Source organism: Bartonella sp. MR110HLJHH (assembly GCF_042194225.1).
GTDB classification, from domain to species: domain Bacteria; phylum Pseudomonadota; class Alphaproteobacteria; order Rhizobiales; family Rhizobiaceae; genus Bartonella; species Bartonella grahamii.
In genome coordinates, this window is the sequence record NZ_JBHIMQ010000011.1 from 1 (window position 1) to 19,721 (window position 19,721).

General features: G+C 37.3%; 8 protein-coding genes. 6 read left to right on the plus strand and 2 right to left on the minus strand.

What is annotated here, in order from left to right; translation table 11 throughout:
* The 5 genes from ACFIKB_RS07065 to ACFIKB_RS07085 all read left to right on the plus strand — a co-directional run.
* Positions 1 to 369: autotransporter outer membrane beta-barrel domain-containing protein (locus ACFIKB_RS07065; RefSeq protein ID WP_375653143.1), on the plus strand; the 369-nt coding region annotated here is incomplete at its 5' end.
* 647 nt (positions 370 to 1,016) lie between these two features.
* Positions 1,017 to 4,373: an autotransporter outer membrane beta-barrel domain-containing protein gene (locus tag ACFIKB_RS07070; RefSeq protein WP_375653145.1), complete on the plus strand. Its 3,357-nt coding sequence runs from the start codon at positions 1,017 to 1,019 to the stop codon at positions 4,371 to 4,373.
* Positions 4,374 to 5,544: 1,171 nt separating this feature from the next.
* Positions 5,545 to 8,022 (plus strand): autotransporter outer membrane beta-barrel domain-containing protein, encoded by a 2,478-nt coding sequence (locus tag ACFIKB_RS07075; protein WP_375636411.1) that lies wholly within the window; start codon positions 5,545 to 5,547, stop codon positions 8,020 to 8,022.
* Positions 8,023 to 8,696: 674 nt separating this feature from the next.
* The gene (locus ACFIKB_RS07080; RefSeq protein WP_375653148.1) at positions 8,697 to 11,108 is read left to right on the plus strand and encodes an autotransporter outer membrane beta-barrel domain-containing protein; all 2,412 of its coding nucleotides are present in this window, start codon (positions 8,697 to 8,699) and stop codon (positions 11,106 to 11,108) included.
* A 144-nt stretch (positions 11,109 to 11,252) separates the two neighbouring features.
* Positions 11,253 to 12,470: an autotransporter outer membrane beta-barrel domain-containing protein gene (locus tag ACFIKB_RS07085; protein WP_375636407.1), complete on the plus strand. Its 1,218-nt coding sequence runs from the start codon at positions 11,253 to 11,255 to the stop codon at positions 12,468 to 12,470.
* 257 nt (positions 12,471 to 12,727) lie between these two features.
* Here the strand turns inward: ACFIKB_RS07085 and ACFIKB_RS07090 are convergent, their stop codons facing one another.
* Complete coding sequence (locus ACFIKB_RS07090; RefSeq protein ID WP_375636406.1) at positions 12,728 to 13,465, minus strand: hypothetical protein; 738 nt, start codon at positions 13,463 to 13,465, stop codon at positions 12,728 to 12,730.
* Positions 13,466 to 13,538: 73 nt separating this feature from the next.
* Between ACFIKB_RS07090 and ACFIKB_RS07095 the strand changes: the two genes are divergently transcribed.
* Complete coding sequence (locus ACFIKB_RS07095; RefSeq protein WP_375653150.1) at positions 13,539 to 15,686, plus strand: autotransporter outer membrane beta-barrel domain-containing protein; 2,148 nt, start codon at positions 13,539 to 13,541, stop codon at positions 15,684 to 15,686.
* A gap of 1,615 nt (positions 15,687 to 17,301) precedes the next feature.
* Here the strand turns inward: ACFIKB_RS07095 and ACFIKB_RS07100 are convergent.
* A complete protein-coding gene (locus ACFIKB_RS07100; RefSeq protein WP_273788300.1) occupies positions 17,302 to 17,706 on the minus strand; it encodes a flagellar protein FlgN in 405 nt (134 codons plus the stop codon).
* Positions 17,707 to 19,721: the final 2,015 nt, after the last annotated feature.

Here is a 19,721-nt window from a genome sequence, read left to right on the forward strand (position 1 = left end):
TATCAACATTTGATGTTTAACACCATTGAAGATGCTGATAATTTCACTGTTGATATGAACAATCCTTCTCAATGGTTAATCCGTGTTGGTGGACGTTTGACCAAAACCATTGCCACTGAAAACAACCGTCCTATGTCTTTCTATGGAAAAGTAAACTTGATCAAAACCTTTGGTGATGATGGTAGCATTCATATTGGTAGAGACTTTGACCTTGATCCTATGGGACCTGCAATTGAAGGCGGCATTGGCATCAATGCACAACTGTCTCACAATTTCTCCCTTCATGGTGATGTAAGCTATCAACAAAAGCTTCAGAAAACTGGTATAAGTGGTGCAAGCTTTTCAGGTGGAATACGCTATCAGTTTTAAGACAAGGCTGTAAAAATAGCCTATCATTCTATTCAATTTAACAAAAAGGCAACACAATGTGCTGCCTTTTTTGTATATTAAAGCCGTCTTTTTTACTTTTAAAACACCCTTCCCTCTTTATACTTAGCCCTTTACGAAAATCACCAAGACAAGACACAACAAACGCAACAGAGTACTTCATCCCAAATGGATGAAGAGTACTTCTTACTTTGAGAAAAAGAGAAGTCTATTAGAAATAAGTTAATACCACTGTGTTGAAAGGTGAAAACCCACTTTAAGACCAAGTAAGTTAGCTTTTTTACCAGCCTCTTCTACACCCTTTTCTGTTCCCTCATAACCCCAATTTGCACCATCTAATAATCTCTACCATCACTCAAAAGATGTCATGGTGCCACTATATCAGTATCTCACAATATTTCTCTGAATAATAATATTCAAAATTATAATGCTTTAAATAAAATCAATTATAAATACATTGTGTATTAGACATAATTCATATCAATGATTTTTTAATTTTGACAAAAAACCAGAAATGTCTTACCAAATAAAGACAATTACCGAATTTGAAAACAATTATCCATTTTCACTTCTTCTTATGAAGTTCGCGGGGAAATGAATATTTGGGGGCTCTCATAAGGAGAATACTGGTGTATAAAACATTCCTTTTATCATGCACGGCTACAGCCGCTATCATCCTGTTCAACATCCAGTTCAGTGCACGTGCTGAAATTCTTGAAGTTTCTGAGGGAAAAACAATACCAGTATCCGATAAAACCTATGAAAGGCTTCACGCAAAAGACGGTGGAAAAATCATTGGCAAGAATTTAACGATAAACCACCCAGGCCATTACGATGTATACGCTGTAACAGCTGAAGGTGTTAACAGTGTAATTGAATTACAGGATAGTAGAATTATCCCAAAACTTGATTCTGATATTGGCCTAGGTCTTGAAGCCAAAGACGGAGCTACAATCAAAATGATTGGAGGTTCCATTGCAACTGCCTTTGTTGGCGCTTCTTTTAATAACACGAATAGCAGCGAAAACATGCTAAAAGACGTAGAGATATCAGACTTAGATAAAGATGGCCTGCAATTACTCTCAGGAATAGTTACCAAGGGAAGCACGCTCACCTTAAAAAACGTAACTGTTATGCATGCATCGCACGCTCTAAAGGCAGATGATCACTCGACAATAACAATCTCTGGAGGATCATTTGATGGAGAACTCGATGGAATATATGCTTCAAATGGCAGCACGATTACTATCGACAACAAGGCTGAGATTACAACATCCAGTAGTTATGGACTCCATGCTGATGGTATAGAATCTAAGATCACAATGACTGGAGGAACAGTAAGTGGATGGGGTACAGGCACATTGTTTGCCGAAAACGGCGGACAGATTGATGTCACTGGTATTACTATAACATCGACAGATGGCACCGGAGACGGCACACACGCCGATGGCTCTGGCAGCATAATTGAATTACATAATACAACGATTAAAGATGTTTCAACGGGGCTTATGGCATACAAAGAAGCTACAATCAAGATGACTGGAGGTTCTATTACGGCTATTGCAATGGGTGCTCTCTTCGGCGACGAAAACAGCGAAGAAAATAAGCTAGAAAATGTGAAAATATCAAGTGGTAAAGACGATGACCAACAACTCTTAGGGGTAATGACCACCCATAACAACAAACTTACTTTAAAAAATATAACAGTTATTCAAGCCAATATAGGCATAGTTTCCGATTTTAATTCTCAAATAAACGTATCAGGGGGAGAATTTAATGTAAAAATCTCAGGGGCATCTGCTGAGAGTGGCGGCACCATCATCATAAAAGACAATGCTAAAATTAATGCATCTGATGGTATTGGACTCCATGCAAGCGATCCACAATCCCAAATCACAATGACAGACGGAACAGTATTTGGGAAAAAAGCTGCATTATATACAGAAAACGGCGGGCATATTGATGTGACAAATGTTTCTGCAACAGCAAAAATCGGTGGTTTGCAGATCATGTCTCTCTCTTACACGGATCCCGATAATCCACAAAAACGTAAAAGCAGTGAAATCAATTTGGTCAATACAAAACTTCATGTTGAAAATGGTACTGGAATTCTTATTGGAGCTCTCACTGACAACGATATTGAAAATAATGCAAATCTGGCAATCGGTACAGCAAATCTCAAAAATTCAGAAATCCATGCCGATGTTTTACTAGGAAACGGCATTTATTGGAAAGATAAAGAGTTTTGGAACCAGGTAGGTTTAAAATCGATCTCCAACGGCACCTTCACATTAAACGCTGATCAGTCTACTCTAGAAGGCAAAACGAATATTGCTAAAGGCAGAAATGTACACTTTGATCTGAAAAACAATACAACATGGACGTTGAAAATCAGCAAAAACGAAAAAGATGATGATGGCAATCTGCTTGATATTGCTCAAAGATCTCGTTCTGATATTTCCACGCTTAGTCTTGATAATAGCTCCATTGTTTTTAGCGAACCAACAGAAGAGCATTACCAAACATTGCATATAGGTTCTGGTAAACCAGACACAAAAGCAGTCTACAATGCAACGGGTGATACGAAGATTTACTTCAACGCAGAATGGAGTGATGGTGCTGCAATAAATGAGCAAAAAACCGATAGACTTTTGATCAATGGGGATGTCTCTGGCAACACATCAGTTTATGTTACGGGGCGCTTAGAAGAGAACAATGTCGAAGAAAATACCTCTGCTGCTGCCAATGTCCGTGGTCTTTCACTCATTCAAGTTTCTGGAAAAGCAGAAGAAAGCTCTTTCAAACTTGTAAATGGCTACACCACAAGAGGTGGTTTACCAGATATGTATACACTACGTGCCTATGGACCAGACTCAAGCCAAGGCAAAGCCAATATTGCGCAGAACCTGTTTGATGAAAAGAATGAAAATTTCTGGGATTTCCGTTTGCAACCAGAACTGCTTGGAAATGGTTCTGGTTCTGGCTCTGGTTCAACTCCTGATCCTGAAATAAATATCCCTACCGTTGCCCCTGTACCACAAACAGCAAGCTATTTGGTCATGCCAAATGCTCTCTTCTACAGTGGATTAACCGATATGGCTAAACAAAACGCGCTTTTAGCCACGATGAGAACATCCGTCTTAGGAAAAGAAGAAGAGAAACAAACAGGTTTCTTCCTCTACACTTACGGAAGCACAGGAACCTTATCTTCTGAACGCGGACCTCTCAAATACGGTTATGGTGCTGATATTCGTTATGCTGCTCTCCAAGCCGGTGTTACATTAGCAGCAATTGAAGGGCAAAATACCACAACACATCTCGGTCTTGTAGGTACCTATGGGCAGCTGTCGTTTACACCAAAGGACATGTCAGATGCCGGTAAGAACACGCTGGATAAATGGTCACTGACAGCCTATGGCAGTATACAGCATAACAATGGTTTCTACATTGATGCACTCTTGTCCTACGGTATCCTAAAAGGGCATATCGCCAATGCTCTCAGAGGAAATACCGCAAAGTTGAACGATGCCAAAATGTTGAGTGTTTCCACCACTGTTGGCAAAGAGTTTGCAACCGGAATGGAAGGTTTAACATTTGAGCCACAAGCACAAATTGCCTATCAACATTTGATGTTTAACACCATTGAAGATGCTGATAATTTCACTGTTGATATGAACAATCCTTCTCAATGGTTAATCCGTGTTGGTGGACGTTTGACCAAAACCATTGCCACTGAAAACAACCGTCCTATGTCTTTCTATGGAAAAGTAAACTTGATCAAAACCTTTGGTGATGATGGTAGCATTCATATTGGTAGAGACTTTGACCTTGATCCTATGGGACCTGCAATTGAAGGCGGCATTGGCATCAATGCACAACTGTCTCACAATTTCTCCCTTCATGGTGATGTAAGCTATCAACAAAAGCTTCAGAAAACTGGTATAAGTGGTGCAAGCTTTTCAGGTGGAATACGCTATCAGTTTTAAGGAAAGGCGGTAACAAGAAGCGTATTGCTATTCTGTACATTTTATCAAAAAAGGCAGCACAATATGCTGCCTTTTTTAATCTATATAAGCTACTATTCTTATCCCCTGAAACTTTTTTCTTTTCTCCTCAATGATCTTCTTCTCTCCCATTTACACGAGCCGCGCGGCATATTCATTATCGAATTTGTCTATAAAGCTAAGCAAAGTGTATTTTTAAACAATATAAAGAAAAGAACATTGGAAAAGATAATGATAAAAGAAGCTCTCTCTTCGTACCTTTAATCTGTTTCTTCAATCCATTAGCTTAACACCACCTGTAAGGATTCATTTATATTTCCATGTAGCGTTTTTTAGGCAAAGCATTTTGACAATGCTTATCCCTCTCATTCCATACAATATATTGATTTATAAAGATAATTATTTATTTTGCATGTTAAATGAGAGTCCCGAATATCGTAGAATTCTCTCATTTCAAACTTGTTTCATGTTGAATCAATTAAAAATTTTCTTGCACGTTACAAGCGGGGCTAGCGTGTGGAGAAAAGTTATATAAGAAAAGCTTAAGAAGCCCTATAATGAACTGTCTCAAGAACCAAGAGCTTGTCACAAACATTGGGAGCTAGCAAAGTGTGTGATGGGCTTGCTCTTTTATTAAGCTTAAAGGTATCAGCTTGCTCCTTCGTAAGCGTAAAGATGATGAGACTCTATGGCTTTAGCGTTATAACATTCATAACCACCGTCGCGAAATAGGCTTTGCTACCCTTAAGGAAAAGTCTCTTTAAAGAAAGCCTGTGAATAGCCCCCTCATCTCTTCTTCTTATAGCAGAGAAAATTTGCTGATCGTTTTGGTGAGTGCACAAAATAATACATCTCAACGCTATAGAGCTTTTATAACGATTATCCTTAATAGACAATTTTAAATATCATACTTCATAGTGTTTTTTAGCATAAGCTTGACCAAGCTAGGTTTTATGAAATCCATTTTTCCCGACTTCTTATGATCATTAAAAAGTTTTTCTTAAGAAAAACTTCAAATCATAGAGAACACCATAACTATAATTCGTTTTGTTGTTTACAATAAAAACATAATGATATAAAAACTGATTGGGTACTTGCGCCATCAGGGGAATGAAGTAAGCATCAAAGCATACCAAATACTAAAGGCATATCTATGTGTAAGAAATATATTTATAAGAAAAATTTTTTGTTATGTACAATTGCTGGAACTTTCATTTTTTCTCATTTTGCTCCAACTTATGCAAATAGACAACCTCCTGAAATTATTAGTGAGTTTAAGCTGGAAAAAGGAGAAGAAAAAACTCTTAATAACGTTTTTATCCGCAATGGATTGAGCGCAGTGCACGCCTCTGAAAAAGCAATTGCCACAATTACGAACTCAACAATACATTCAGCTTCGTTTGCTTTTGCTGTATCACAAGGTGGACGTATTAATGCTAAAGAAGTAAAAGCCAATGCCCTGTATACTGGTCTATCGATTTCAAACGGTATCATTAACATTGAAGATTCATTCATAGAAAGCAAAAAACAATCCGGTATTGTTTTTCATAGCATTTTAGATTATTTTCTGAAAGATGGTGAAGAAGTTATCAATAAGGCAATTCTTAACAATACAAAACTTCTTGTGAAAAATGGTGTCGGTATTTTAGGACCATCATCTTCAAAGTCTGTTGCCGAGGTTCAACTTAGAAATTCAGAAATTCGTTCTGATGTACTATTACAAAATAATGTAAAAAAGAAAACAGATTCAGATCCTCATCCTGTGACTTTTGTATTAACCGCCGATAATTCGATTATGGAAGGAAGAGCAAGAACCTTAGCAGTAAATACAACTGTTTTTAATTTAAATAACAATAGCAAATGGTATTTAAATGTAAGTCAATACGACATAAATCGTGATTTTAGTTCATTTAATTATGCACTCCATGATATTAAGCAACGAGCACTGTCTACCGTTTCAGTACTGAACTTCAATAATAGCTCTATTGTGTTTAATGCACCACATAGGCTGGCAAAGAGTCAATATCAAACCTTGAGTGTAGGACGAACGATTGAGCTCCCTAATCCACACGAAAACAGGGATCCTGCTATAAAAACCGTTTATAATGCAGTAGGCAATGCAAGGATTTATTTCAATACAGAATGGAGTGATGGTTTAAAAAGAGAACAACAAAAAACTGACCGCCTTCTTGTCCATGGAGATGTATCAGGCACCACAACAATTAGTTTCAATAGTCTTTCAAAAGGTGCGCCATCAAAAGAAGAAGCTTCTATTCCCGCGAATATGCGTGGACTGTCGCTCATTCAAGTATCTGGAAAAACAAATGAAAATGCCTTCAAACTAGCAAATGGCTATGTCACAATGGGCAGTTTGCCTTATAAATATGTCTTAAATGCCTATGGACCGACATCACGTCTTGGAAAAGCAGAGAGCACACAAAGCCATTTAGGAGAAGTAACTCAACAATCAAAAGAAAAGTCCTCAAAAACCGACACGACCCCCGTTGTATTAGGTGGTGTAGTTTTAAAGATTGAGGATAATATAAAAGGTGAATCAACACCAAATTCTGAGCAAATAGGGAGCACACAAAACCATTTGAGAGAAAATCAGAATTTCTGGGATTTCCGCTTGCAAAGTGCAACGCTCGATGATGAAGGAAAGATCAGAGCTCTCGTTCCTCAGGTGGCAAGCTATTTGTCCATGCCTAACGCACTATTCTCAGCTGGACTGGCTGATGTAAACAATCAAAACACTTTACTGAACACGATACAAGAAACAGGCTTTGAGAAAAAAGATCATAAAAACAAAGGAATCTTTTTCTCGACTTATGGCAATAAGATGACATTATCCTCTCACCGTACGCCATTGCAATATGGCTATGGTGCCGATATTCACTATGCAGCTTTACAAGCAGGATTTACATCAGTAGCTCTAGAAGATCAAAACATGACCACCAATTTGGGTCTTTTCGGGACATATGGGAAATTAGCTTTCACCCCAAAAGATATGGAAGGTGCTGACAAGAGTACACTCAATAAATGGTCAATTTCTGCATATAGTGGACTGCGCCATAATAATGGTACATATATCCATGCTCTCTTTTCCTATGGAATGCTCAAGGGAGATATCACCACAGCTCTCATAGGAAAGACTGCAGAATTGAAAAACGCTGATACATTCAGTGCATCGGCGACCATTGGACAAAAGTTCGAAACCAGTACAAAAGGATTGGTCTTTGAACCACAAGCACAAGTTGTTTATCAGCGTCTCATGCTTGGCACATTCTCAGATGTCGATGGCTTTGATGTAGATATGGGAAATCCTCATCAATACTTAGTGCGTGTTGGTGGGCGCTTAACACAAACGACGATTTCTATTGAAAAAGGCAGTATTCTTTCTCTCTATGGTAAATTGAATATTATTAAAGCTTTTTCTAACAATGACACCATACAGATTGGTGAATCATTCCACTTTGATTCTATGGGAGCTTCTGTTGAAGGTGGACTTGGTGTGAATGCACAATTATCACAAAATATCGCCCTTCATGCTGATGTTAACTATCAACATAAGCTTCAAAAAACTGGTATATCTGGAGCAAGCTTTTCAGGCGGAATACGCTATCAGTTTTAAGAAAAGGCAAAAAACAATTTATAGTCTATTCATTTTTAATAAAAAAGCAGTACGAATGTACTGCTTTTTTTGCAATCTATAGGAAAGAGCCATCAATAACGGTTCTTTCTATACAGCTTTCTTTAAAGGATTAGTTTCATTCAAACCAAATGCAACAAAATTCTTTATCTCTCAATGACTGTTGAAGTCTCAAGAGAGCCGCCTTTTTGACTTATAAAAATCGAATGGATTCAATAAAAATTGTTGTATATCGATAAAAAATACAAAATATTTTAGCTTTTTTACATCAAAAAAATTCATAGTGAATAATTCTATATACAAGAAAACCAACTGAAAGCTTTTTGTAAATGCACAACAAATCTTCTCCAAAAACTTTGTAGAGTTTTCATAACAACAGCCTTAAGCAATAAACATCCTTGCAAAATATTTTGATCCTTAGCACTTTAAAACAAAAATACTTATCAAGCTAGGTTTTCTGAAATCCATCTTCGCTGCATTGCGCTTTATATTTTAAAAGCTCTTCTAAGACCAATTTTTAAACGATAAATAACAAAGCATAATATTCGTTTTGTTGTTTACAATAAAAATATAATGATATAAAAACTGATTGGGTACTTGCGCCATCAGGGGAATGAAGTAAGCATCAAAGCATACCAAATACTAAAGGCATATCTATGTGTAAGAAATATATTTATAAGAAAAATTTTTTGTTATGTACAATTGCTGGAACTTTCATTTTTTCTCATTTTGCTCCAACTTATGCAAATAAACAACCTCTTGAGATTCCTACGGTCCAAGTAGCTAATGGAGAAGAGAAGAGCCTTCATAATGTTTTTGTTCGTGGTAAGTATGATGCCGTGATTGCTAAGAAAGGTCATATTACCATTACAAACTCAATAATGCACTCAGGCTTTACTTTGCTTTCTGCAACGTCAGGTGGTCAAATTAATGCCAAAGGAATTGTGGGAGAGGCAGAAGGGCATGGTTTGTCACTCACAAACGGCACAATCCATATTGAAGATTCAACATTAAAGGTCATAGGCCACAGCAGAGCCTATGGTATCAATTTTGGTTATATTTCAAGTTCTACAATAAAAGAAGGAGAAGAAGTTGTAAACAAAGCAATCCTTAATAATACAAAACTTCTTGTAAACGACGGTGTAGGTATTTTCGGACCTTATTATCCCAAAACGAATGCAGTGTACCTTAAAAACTCAGAAATTCGTTCTGATATGTTATTAAAAAATGAAGTCTCACCCTTCTTCGAGGTTCAACCTGCTACTTTTACATTAGAGGCTGATAATTCGATTATGGAAGGAAGAGCAAAAACGCTTCCTCAAAATACAACGGTTTTCACCCTAAACAATAACAGCAAGTGGCATTTAAAAATTAGTCTATTTGAGTTGGAAAATAGTTTTAGTCTATTTGATTATAAGCTCCTTGATCTTAAGCAACGAGCACAATCTATCGTTTCAGTCCTAAACCTTAATAATAGCTCTATTATATTTAATGCACCGCATAAACTAGCAGACAATCATTATCAAACCTTGCATGTAGGAAAACATCCACAAAAAGCAGAGCAAAACAGAAGCTCCGATGCAACAACGGTTTACAATGCATTGGGCAACGCAAGAATTTACTTTAATACAGAGTGGAGTAATGGTCTTACAAAAGAACAACAAAGAACTGACCGTGTTCTCGTTCATGGTGATGTCTCAGGTACCACAACGATCTATTTCAACAATCTTTCAAAGCATGCAGAACCATTCGATGATGAAGAAGATTCAATTCCTTTGAATATGCGTGGGCTCTCACTTGTTCAAGTTTCTGGGCAAGCAAATGAAGATTCCTTCAAACTTGCCCATGGCTACACCACAATGGAGGGCTTACCTTATAAATACATACTCAATGTTTATGGACCAACATCCAGCCGTGGGACAGCCGATAAGACACAAAGTCATTTAAGCGGAATATCACAAGAATCAAAACAGAAAGATGCACAAAATACCAATGCATCATCCCTTAAAAAAGAAAACAATGGACAAGCTCCCTTGGAAGAAAATGAGAATTTCTGGGATTTCCGCTTGCAAAGTGCGACTCTCGATGATGAAGGAAAGATCAAAGCTCTTGTTCCTCAAATGGCAAGCTATTTGGTTATGCATAATGCAATATTCTCCTCTGGCTTGGCTGATATAAACAATCAAAATACACTATTAGATAATATGCACTCAATAGTTTTCGGATTAGAAGGTCATAAACAGAAAGGGATATTCTTATCGACTTATGGAAACAAGATGACGTTATCTTCCAGCCGTAGTCCATTGGAATATGGTTATGGTGCAGATGTTCGTTATGCTGCTATCCAAGCAGGCATGACATTAGCAACGTTAGAAAATCAAAATATGACCGCGAATCTTGGTCTTTTAGGCACATATGGAAAGCTTTCTTTTGCGCCAAAGGATATGGAAGGTTCTGACAAAAGCATACTAGATAAATGGTTCTTTACGGCATATGGGAACCTCCACCATGACAATGGTCTCTATGTTAATGCACTTTTCTCTTACGGCATTTTAAACGGACATATTACAACAGCCCTTATCGGCAACACCACAGAGTTAAACAATACGGATACATTAAATATATCAGCTACCGTTGGACAAAAACTAGCAACTGGTATTGAAGGGGTGTCCTTTGAACCACAAGCACAACTTATTTATCAACACATTGCATTTGGCACTCTTTCAGATATTGATGGCTTCCAAGTTAATATAAAGACCCCTCATCAATGGTTGGTCCGTATTGGAGGGCGTTTAACGAAAACAATGCTTCCCATTGAAAAAGATCGTGTTCTTTCTTTTTATGGTAAATTGAATGTCATCAAAGCTTTTGGTGAAAAGCGCACTATCAATGTTATTGAATCTTTCTATCTCGATTCTATGGGCTCTTCCCTTGAAGGTGGGCTTGGCATTAACGCGCAACTTTCTAAAAATATCGCACTTCATGCTGACGTTAATTACCAACATAAACTTCAAAAAGCTGGTGTCTCTGGAATTAATTTTTCCGGTGGAATGCGTTATCGCTTTTAGAAATCTTAGCTCTCTATTTTGACGCATAAGCAGCGCTGAGATGAAAACAGTGCTGCTTATATTTTACTACATTACAAAAATTGTAGTGTGTCAAAAAGTGGTTCATTTTTAGCAAAACAAAAAAATATCTTAAGGAACATCTCTATGCATAAGAATCTTTTATGTACAGCCGCTTGTGCTTTGTTTTTTTCTTCTTTTAATTTTACGTCTACCAGTACCGCTTCTGGCTTAAACCCTCAAACACGCCATACCATTGATTTAATAAACACACCAACACAAGCATCGAAAACGACTCTTAACACATCCGCAAAAGCTCATGTGAAATTACCCATAAAAGTTAGGAGAACCGCTACCGCTGATACCGAAAGCACCTCTAAACTTACAGATAATGAAGCAGCCGCAACTTCTGCTTCTCTTGATTTGGCAGAAAAAAGAACAATTCTTACGCCACAAAAAGAAAGCTCTTTAGTCATGCCTATCGCGATGTTTTCTGTCGGTTTTTCTGATGTCAACAATCAAAATATCTCGTTAGACAATATGCAAATAACAATGTTTGAACCCAAAGATCATCCAGAGAGAGGCGTTTTCTTATCCACTTATGGCAATAAGAGCACCTTTTCTTCCAGCATTCAAGCAAAACAAGATGGTGTTCAAGCAGATATTCGCTATGCTGCATTTCAAGCAGGGGCAACATTAATAGCGCTAAACGATCAAAATATCAGCAGCAATTTTGGTCTTTTCGGAACATATGGGAAATTGTCTTTTACTCCTAAAAACAAAGAAAGCTCTCATAAGAAAATGCTTGATAAATGGTCACTCACCGCATATGGAAATATTCAACATGACAGTGGCCTCTATGCAAGTGCATTTCTCTCTTATGGAATTTTCAAAGAAAATAACACCACAGCTTTCATCAAACATACCTCAAAAGTAAATAATAGTAAAACATTAGGGGCCGCTGCAACTGTTGGTCAAAAACTGTCAACCAGTTTGAAAGGTGTAATCCTAGAACCGCAAGCACAACTTGTTTATCAGCGTCTCATGCTTGGCTCTTTCTTAGATGACGATAACTCTAAAATAGACATAAGCAAACCTCATCAATGGTTGCTCCGTATTGGCGGACGTTTGACGCAAAACAAAGGCCATGCCCTTTCCTTCTACGGCAAACTGAACGCGATCAAAACTTTTAGTGAAAACCTTCCGCTTGCTGCTATGGGATTTTTAATCGAAGGTGGTTTTGGTATTCAAGCGCACTTATCTGAAAATATCGAGTTTCATAATGATCTCAGCTATCAACATAAATTTAAAAAAGATGGCATATCTGCAATAAATATTTCCGCTGGAATGCGTTATCACTTTTAAAAATACTGGTATTCCTATCTTGAAATATAAAGCACTCTCATTATGTTTCGTTTTGTCTCTTACAAAAGAAACATAATGAGGTCAAAGTTTTATCTTTTATGAGAGAGGGGAAATATTTAGGAATACATCCATATGAAAAAAAGTTTTTTACTATACACAGTTTCTGGAGTTCTGTTTTATTCTTCCACCAGCTTGTCTTATGCTCTTCATGATACGAATGCACAACCTACGATAGATCTCCCGTCTCCACAACCCGCTCATTCAAATGCATCATCTTCATATCCACCTTTAACATCTAGCTCTACAAGAACGATCATAACCCCTCTTGTTACAAAGAGTGAATCTACAACGCCTACTCCTACGAGCACTCTACCTTCCACAACCCAACTTGAAGGAAATTTAGTTGGAAATACAATTTCTTCTTCAAAACAAAACTCTGATCTTAGCCAAGGAAGTACACAAACATCAAAGACTAAAGTGGCAAAAGGTGTACAATCTAACCCTACAGCCACACAAGATATTCTTACACAATCTCCAACGACAGAAATAGCTCCAACAGCAGGAATGGAAGCAAAATCTAGAAGACGTTCAGGTGTTCTCACCTCTTCTACAGACTCTTCCAGAAAAAAAATGCCCGAAAATTCTGTTGTATCATCACAGTCAGAACCTCCACAACCTGCACCCAGTTTACGACCAACACTTACAAACTCAGAACCTATAAGAGTGGAACTTACAAAACCAACAACAGAGCTATCGCCAACGCCTAAAGAACCAGAACTCGCACAGCCAATATCTTTAAGACCAGAAACTGGAAAACCAGCATTATCGGTACCGCCAAAATCTGTAAAACCAGCGCCCGTACAATCTGCCTCTGCACAAAAAATATCTGAAAAATCAGAGCTTGAAAAACCAATATCACCAATAAAACAACCTGAAAAGTCTACACAAATTGAGGATATAAGCTCTAGAGTTGAGGCTGAAAACGGTAAGACCATAACGCTACATAACAAAAAAATTCAAGACAATGGTTTTGCTGTACATGCAGAGGGAAATAATTCAAAAGTCAACATGATAGGGGGAACAGTTGATGCGCGTTTTGTTGCATTGAGTGTATCAGATGGTGGAGAAATTGATGCTACAGGTATTACTGTAACAGCAGAAACAGCTGGTTTGGTCAACATAGAAGGAACAATCAAACTGAAAGATTCAAGCGTACATGTCACGGGCAATCATGAAGCGGACGGTATTATTTTCCGCAACAATCCGTATAATGCCCCTAGAAAACGATATACACGCAATGCTGAAAGGAATGCCAACGCCGTTCAAGAACAAGATTTAGCCAATATTGCCGATAAAGTAACTCTAGAGAATACAAAGATTTTCGTTGAACATGGTAGGGGTATCAACCTTTATGGAATAAACATAAACGGTGAAGTCAGCCTTAAAAATTCAGAAATTCATGCCGATATTTTATTAAAAAATATAAAAAACGAAAATGCTTTCACAAACACCCTTACACTGGTTTCTAACCACTCTTCTTTAGAAGGTCGAGTAAAAACTTCTAAAGATAATAGAACTGTTTTTGATCTAAAAGAGGGGACGAAATGGCTTTTAAAGGCGAATAAAAACGCTGGAAATAATGATAATGTTTCAGATGACCATGTACAGTTTGGTGTTGATGAAAAATCATACTCTAACCTTTCTGGATTGCGCCTTACAGATAGTGTCATTATGTTTGACAAGCCAATGGAGGGACATTACCAAACTCTGTTTATAGGACCTAATCTTCCGAAAGCAGATGGAAAAGCTCATACAACAGCGGTTTATAGTGCAACAGGTGTTGCAGAAATTTATGTAAATACTCAATGGGATAAACATTCTCCTATCACGGAGCAACAGACCGATCGCATTGTGATTAATGGCGATGTCTCAGGCCGTACTGTTGTTCACATCAATCTCCAAGAAACAGATAAAAAAATAACCGATAGCTCTGCTGTTTGGGGAGAAGACATGGCGTCACTTCCTTTAGGGACACATGGGATTTCAATCATTCAAGTTTCCGGACAAGCAAACGAAAATTCCTTCACGTTATCAGGAAACTATATGACAATAGGGAAACAGCCTTATAAGTATGTACTTACAAGCTATAAACCTGGGACATCTCATGAGAGCCAAAATCTTTTTGGTAAGAACAGTAATTTCTGGGATTTCCGCTTACAGAATGCCTACATTGATAAGGATAAAAAAGTTCGAGCACTTTTACCACAGGTAGCAAACTATTTAACCATATCTAATACTTTATTTTCTGCTGGATTTACTGATGTAAACAATCAAAACACGTTGTTAGACAATATGCGAACAACAGTATTTGGGGCAGAAGACAATAAAAAGAATGGTATCTTTTTCTCTTCCTACGGCGAGAAAGTCACCTTATCTTCCAACCGCGATCCACTGCATTATGGTTATGGTGCTGATGTAAACTATACTGCTTTACAACTGGGTGTCATATTAGCCGCCTTGGAAGGCAAAGACATAAGCACACATTTTGGTTTTGTAGGAACATACGGGAAACTTGCCTTTACGCCAAAAGAGATGCAAGATTCTGAAAAGACGACACTTGATAAATGGTCTCTTGCCGCTTACAGCGGCATCCAACATAGCAATGGTATATATGTAAACACCCTTCTTTCTTACGGAAAGTTAAAAGGAAATATTACCACAGCTCTTGTTGGAAATGCCGCACAACTGGATGGTACGGAGATGCTTAATATATCTGCAACCATTGGTCAGAAATTAGCGACCAACACAAAAGGATTGGTATTTGAACCACAAGCACAATTCATTTATCAAAATCTCATGTTTGATATCTTCTCAGATGCCGATGGCTTAAAAGTAGACATGGGAAACCCGCATCAATGGTTGATGCGTATTGGTGGACGTTTAACAAAAACTATAATGGCTGTTGAAGAAAGTAAGGCTGTTTCCTTCTATGGTAAAGTAAATGTTATCAGAGCTTTTGGTGATGGAAAAACAATAAAAATTGCTAATACCTTTCATGTTGATCCTACCGGCTCTTCAGTTGAAGGAGGCATGGGGGTGAATGCATATCTTTCTCAAAAAATCGTACTAAACGCCGATATCAGCTATCGGCAAAAACTGCAAAAAGCCGGTGTATCTGGCACCAATTTGTCTGGCGGGATACGTTATCGTTTCTAAAGCAGAAGCTAATTTTAGTTTAAATAAAATGGCAGCACAAAGTGCTGCTTTTTTATTTAAACTTATATTTTTTAAATTCTCAAAAATCATTATCACATTAAAGAAGATTTTGACTTATAATGTTTTTTTGCATATTGAATAAAAAACTGAATACCATAGCATTCTCTTATCAAAACACCCCATGCATAAAGCTTTTATGCCTTACACCACACCTCAAGCGATGATATTTTTACAGCACAACAAAATAAGCATTCATGCGGATTTTAAAAAAGTCAGCCCCTTCTTCGCTGTGGACGCTCCATTTATTTTAGATGATGTACATTTAATATACCTGCTATAAAAACTTGCTATCTGTTATAAATTCTTAAAAGCGTGTTTTTCCTCTAAAATCTCAATGCCACACCAACTCCACCATAAGACAAAATATTGATTTATAAAGATTGTTCATTGTTTTGCATGTTAAATGAGAATCCAGAATAGCGTAAGATCCTTTCATTTCAGACCTGTTCCATGTTGAATCAACCAAAATCATGTCTCTTGCAAGTTACAAGCGGGAAGAGCCCTTGTGGATAAAAAACTATTAAGAAAGGATTAAAAATGCCCCTGATGAACCGTCTCAAGTGCCAAGAGCTGTAGCAACACCCACGAGCTGGCAAATATGCACCAGCTTACTCCTTTATGAAGCGTAAAAATCGTGGTGCTCTATAGATTTACCGTTATACCATTCACGGACACCACCGTGAAATGGGATTGGGTGCCTTAAGAGATGTTTCTTTAAAAAAGCACGTGAATTGGCAACACAATGACGTTCTGTTTTACATGAGGGGCGCGTGCCCCCATTAAAGAACGAGAGAAACTGAAGCGTGAAATAATGCGTGATCTTCATCATTTAACAGATAATGCTTTAGATGCTTTTGAACAAAATAAAGCTAAATTAAAGGATGGTGGTACAGAGGAAAGCTGATTTCTAGCCCTTTATTCTTTCCCAATAAGATCGCCTCCCCATTTAAAATATTACGCCAACAAAGATATAAGCAATCTATTCATTCAAATCTGGATGCTCTCTCCAATCTGGCATACAAAAACTAAAAACAGCAGAAGAAAATATTAAACCGCTTTAATTTTTGTCTCAAACATATAGATTTAAACAACTAACCGCTTCATATCACCACACTTCAAAGGACAGTGCTCTATAAGGCTTATAGGCAATATTCATCACATACTCTCAAAAGACTAATGCATAAAACCTTACATTACCATAGCTCCAAGCAAGCTGTTTTTAAGGCATCACGGGCTGGTCTAAATATTCCCTTGATCGCCTCCCTAAACTAAAAAATGAAGCTCCCTATTAACTCAGTCTGCAAACAATACTCCGTAAATATTCCCCCTTCTCTTAGTCCTCTCCCAGCTAGCTTCCCACAGCACGCAGTTCACATCACTACACCTTAAAAGACACTGTTTTAAGAACAGCGTTTTACAGTACAACAGGATAATAATCTAAATACCCAAATGCGCTTAAAACAAGTCTACTCACTAAACGCATTATTTATCCAAATAAACTGATCTACCTAATCATTGTCATCACTTAGAACAGCCAATATTCATCAGATTTGAATCATTCCTCTGTTTCTTTTACGCGTCCAGATAATTGCATAGCTCTAGAAAGATCATTAACTGCATTTAAATGCGTCTGAAGCAATTCACTATTACGCTGTAATTTTTCTTGTAAATCAGACAACAAACTTTCAACTTCATGCTCAATATCTTGATTCATGTAGCGCTTCACATCGCTCATGGATTTATTAAGATCACGCAAACCACGTATTTTACATAAATTTATTTCTTCGTAATCTGGAACACCACTGCTCTCTAGCATATTGCTTTCATAATCAACAACTTGAGCTAATCCTTTAACAGCAGCAACAAATTTTGTCATCGCCCAATCACGATCAATAAGATTATTATCAAGAACTTTTGCTTTTGATGCAAAACTATCATCACCATATTGCACTACAGACATTTTTACTTCCCCTTCAACACTCTTGTTCAATCTTTCAAATGAGGGAGATTAAACAGGTTCTCTTCAATGCTGATACACTCAATAAAGCTCGTGGTGCAAACATCGCTCAAACAACAGCACGACAATCCTTCAAAGCGTATACCACTTCAACTTTCAACGCATTCTCTCAAGTATTTTTCTTGCTTTGCTACAAAACCATCATTACGGCTATACTAATTCACCAAAACGCTATAAACTTAAACCTTACGCAGCAATATCGAAAGTTCTACATTTGCTCTGTCTATTTTGGTCTATTTCGCCTTGCCGATTTTATCTTTGCCTATTTCGTCACCAGCATGCCTTCAACAGAAAACAACAACGCTCTCACGAGAACTTTGTCCATAAAAAGACCACCTGCCGACAAAAACCCACAGCATATCTCGCAGCATATCAAAGACTTAAGCTCATTAAAAATTTCAGCATTTTAACGATAGCAGCATCTTACCCTCCATAACCTTATGGCTCTTTTTGCACCTAAACTTGCATACCTTCCGGCACCCCATAAGATGGCACCCTACAAAATTAGTTGCACCCATTCAAAAAGACACACCCTCCCCCATGCTCCTTCTGCACATATGCAGTACTTCGCATAAAAAACAAAAAGAATGCTCTTTTGAACAGATTAGCCATACAGCAATATTAAAAAAGACATCTTAAAACAGCTAAACAGCCATCAATCTCCCTTTTTTTTTAATTATCATTCGCTTTTCTTTGCAATGAACGACTATATAAGATTTTTTGAACCTTTTCAAGAGTTTCTTAGCCAATCAATTCGATACGTCTTCAATTGCATATTCACGCGCTTGTTTTAAAGAAACATCTCTTAAGTGTACCCAAGCCTATTTCGCGCCATAACCCATGAATAATATAATGATAAATCCCCCATGACATGTATAAAATCCATTGAGCACTGTCCATCTTTACGCTTAATAAAAGAAGCAAGCCAGCACACCATCACATATTTTGCTAGCCCCTCATGTTGCGATATCCTTGACATTTAAGTGCGGTTCAAAAAGCATGCCTTTCTTGTACAGTTTCACTCCGCATGGACCCTCCCCACTTGTAACTGCAAAAGACATGGTTTTGGTTGATTAAACCTAGAGCAGATTTGGAATGAAAAAACTTTACGGTATTCAGGACTCTAATTCAAGTTGAATAACGATAGATTATCATTATAAATCAAAATATTATCCAATGCATAATGCTTAACGCTCCCCACATTGATATTTTCAGAATTTCCACAGCATCTTCCTATAGGTTATTTCACTCCATAACACAGTTTGCTCTTAATATCGCGGCTTTACATGTGCTACTGGTATAAAAACATAGAAACAATCATTTTATAATAAAGGTACAATTTTTGTTACGAACTTTCTCTCATTTTCAACCTTCTAAATGCAGCTCTTCTCTTTCATACTCATCACATTTCAAATCTATCCCATGTTGAATAAATTAAATTTACTTGTTTGCACATCACAAACAACGCCCTGATGTGTTGATAAAATACACTGAAAGAAAAATGCCTCTTATGAACCGTCTCAAATGCCAAGGGCCATAGTAAACATTGGAAGCAAGCGTACGATGACAGTGACTTGCTATTTCATAAGTGTAAAGATGGTAGGATTCTATAGATTTTTATATTATTCAAATTTTATATTATTTCACGAGAGCTTTACTGTTATACCATTTACGAGTGTCATCGTAAAATGTTTGTCGTGTGCATTGAGAGATGTTTTCTTACAAGTACATAAATATGCAATACAAATATATTAATATACAACATAAGTATATTTCGTTTGGAACGTTCTGTTCTTTTGTGCAAAACATGCCCATTAGAACAGCATTAACCAATCTTACTATGAGATAAACGATCAGAAAACATTTTTGTCTTCTTCTGTGCACCTTAAAGGACAAAGATCTTAACTCAATCTGCTCTGTACGCAGTCCGAATTTTTGTCAAGCAATCTTCTCTTGAC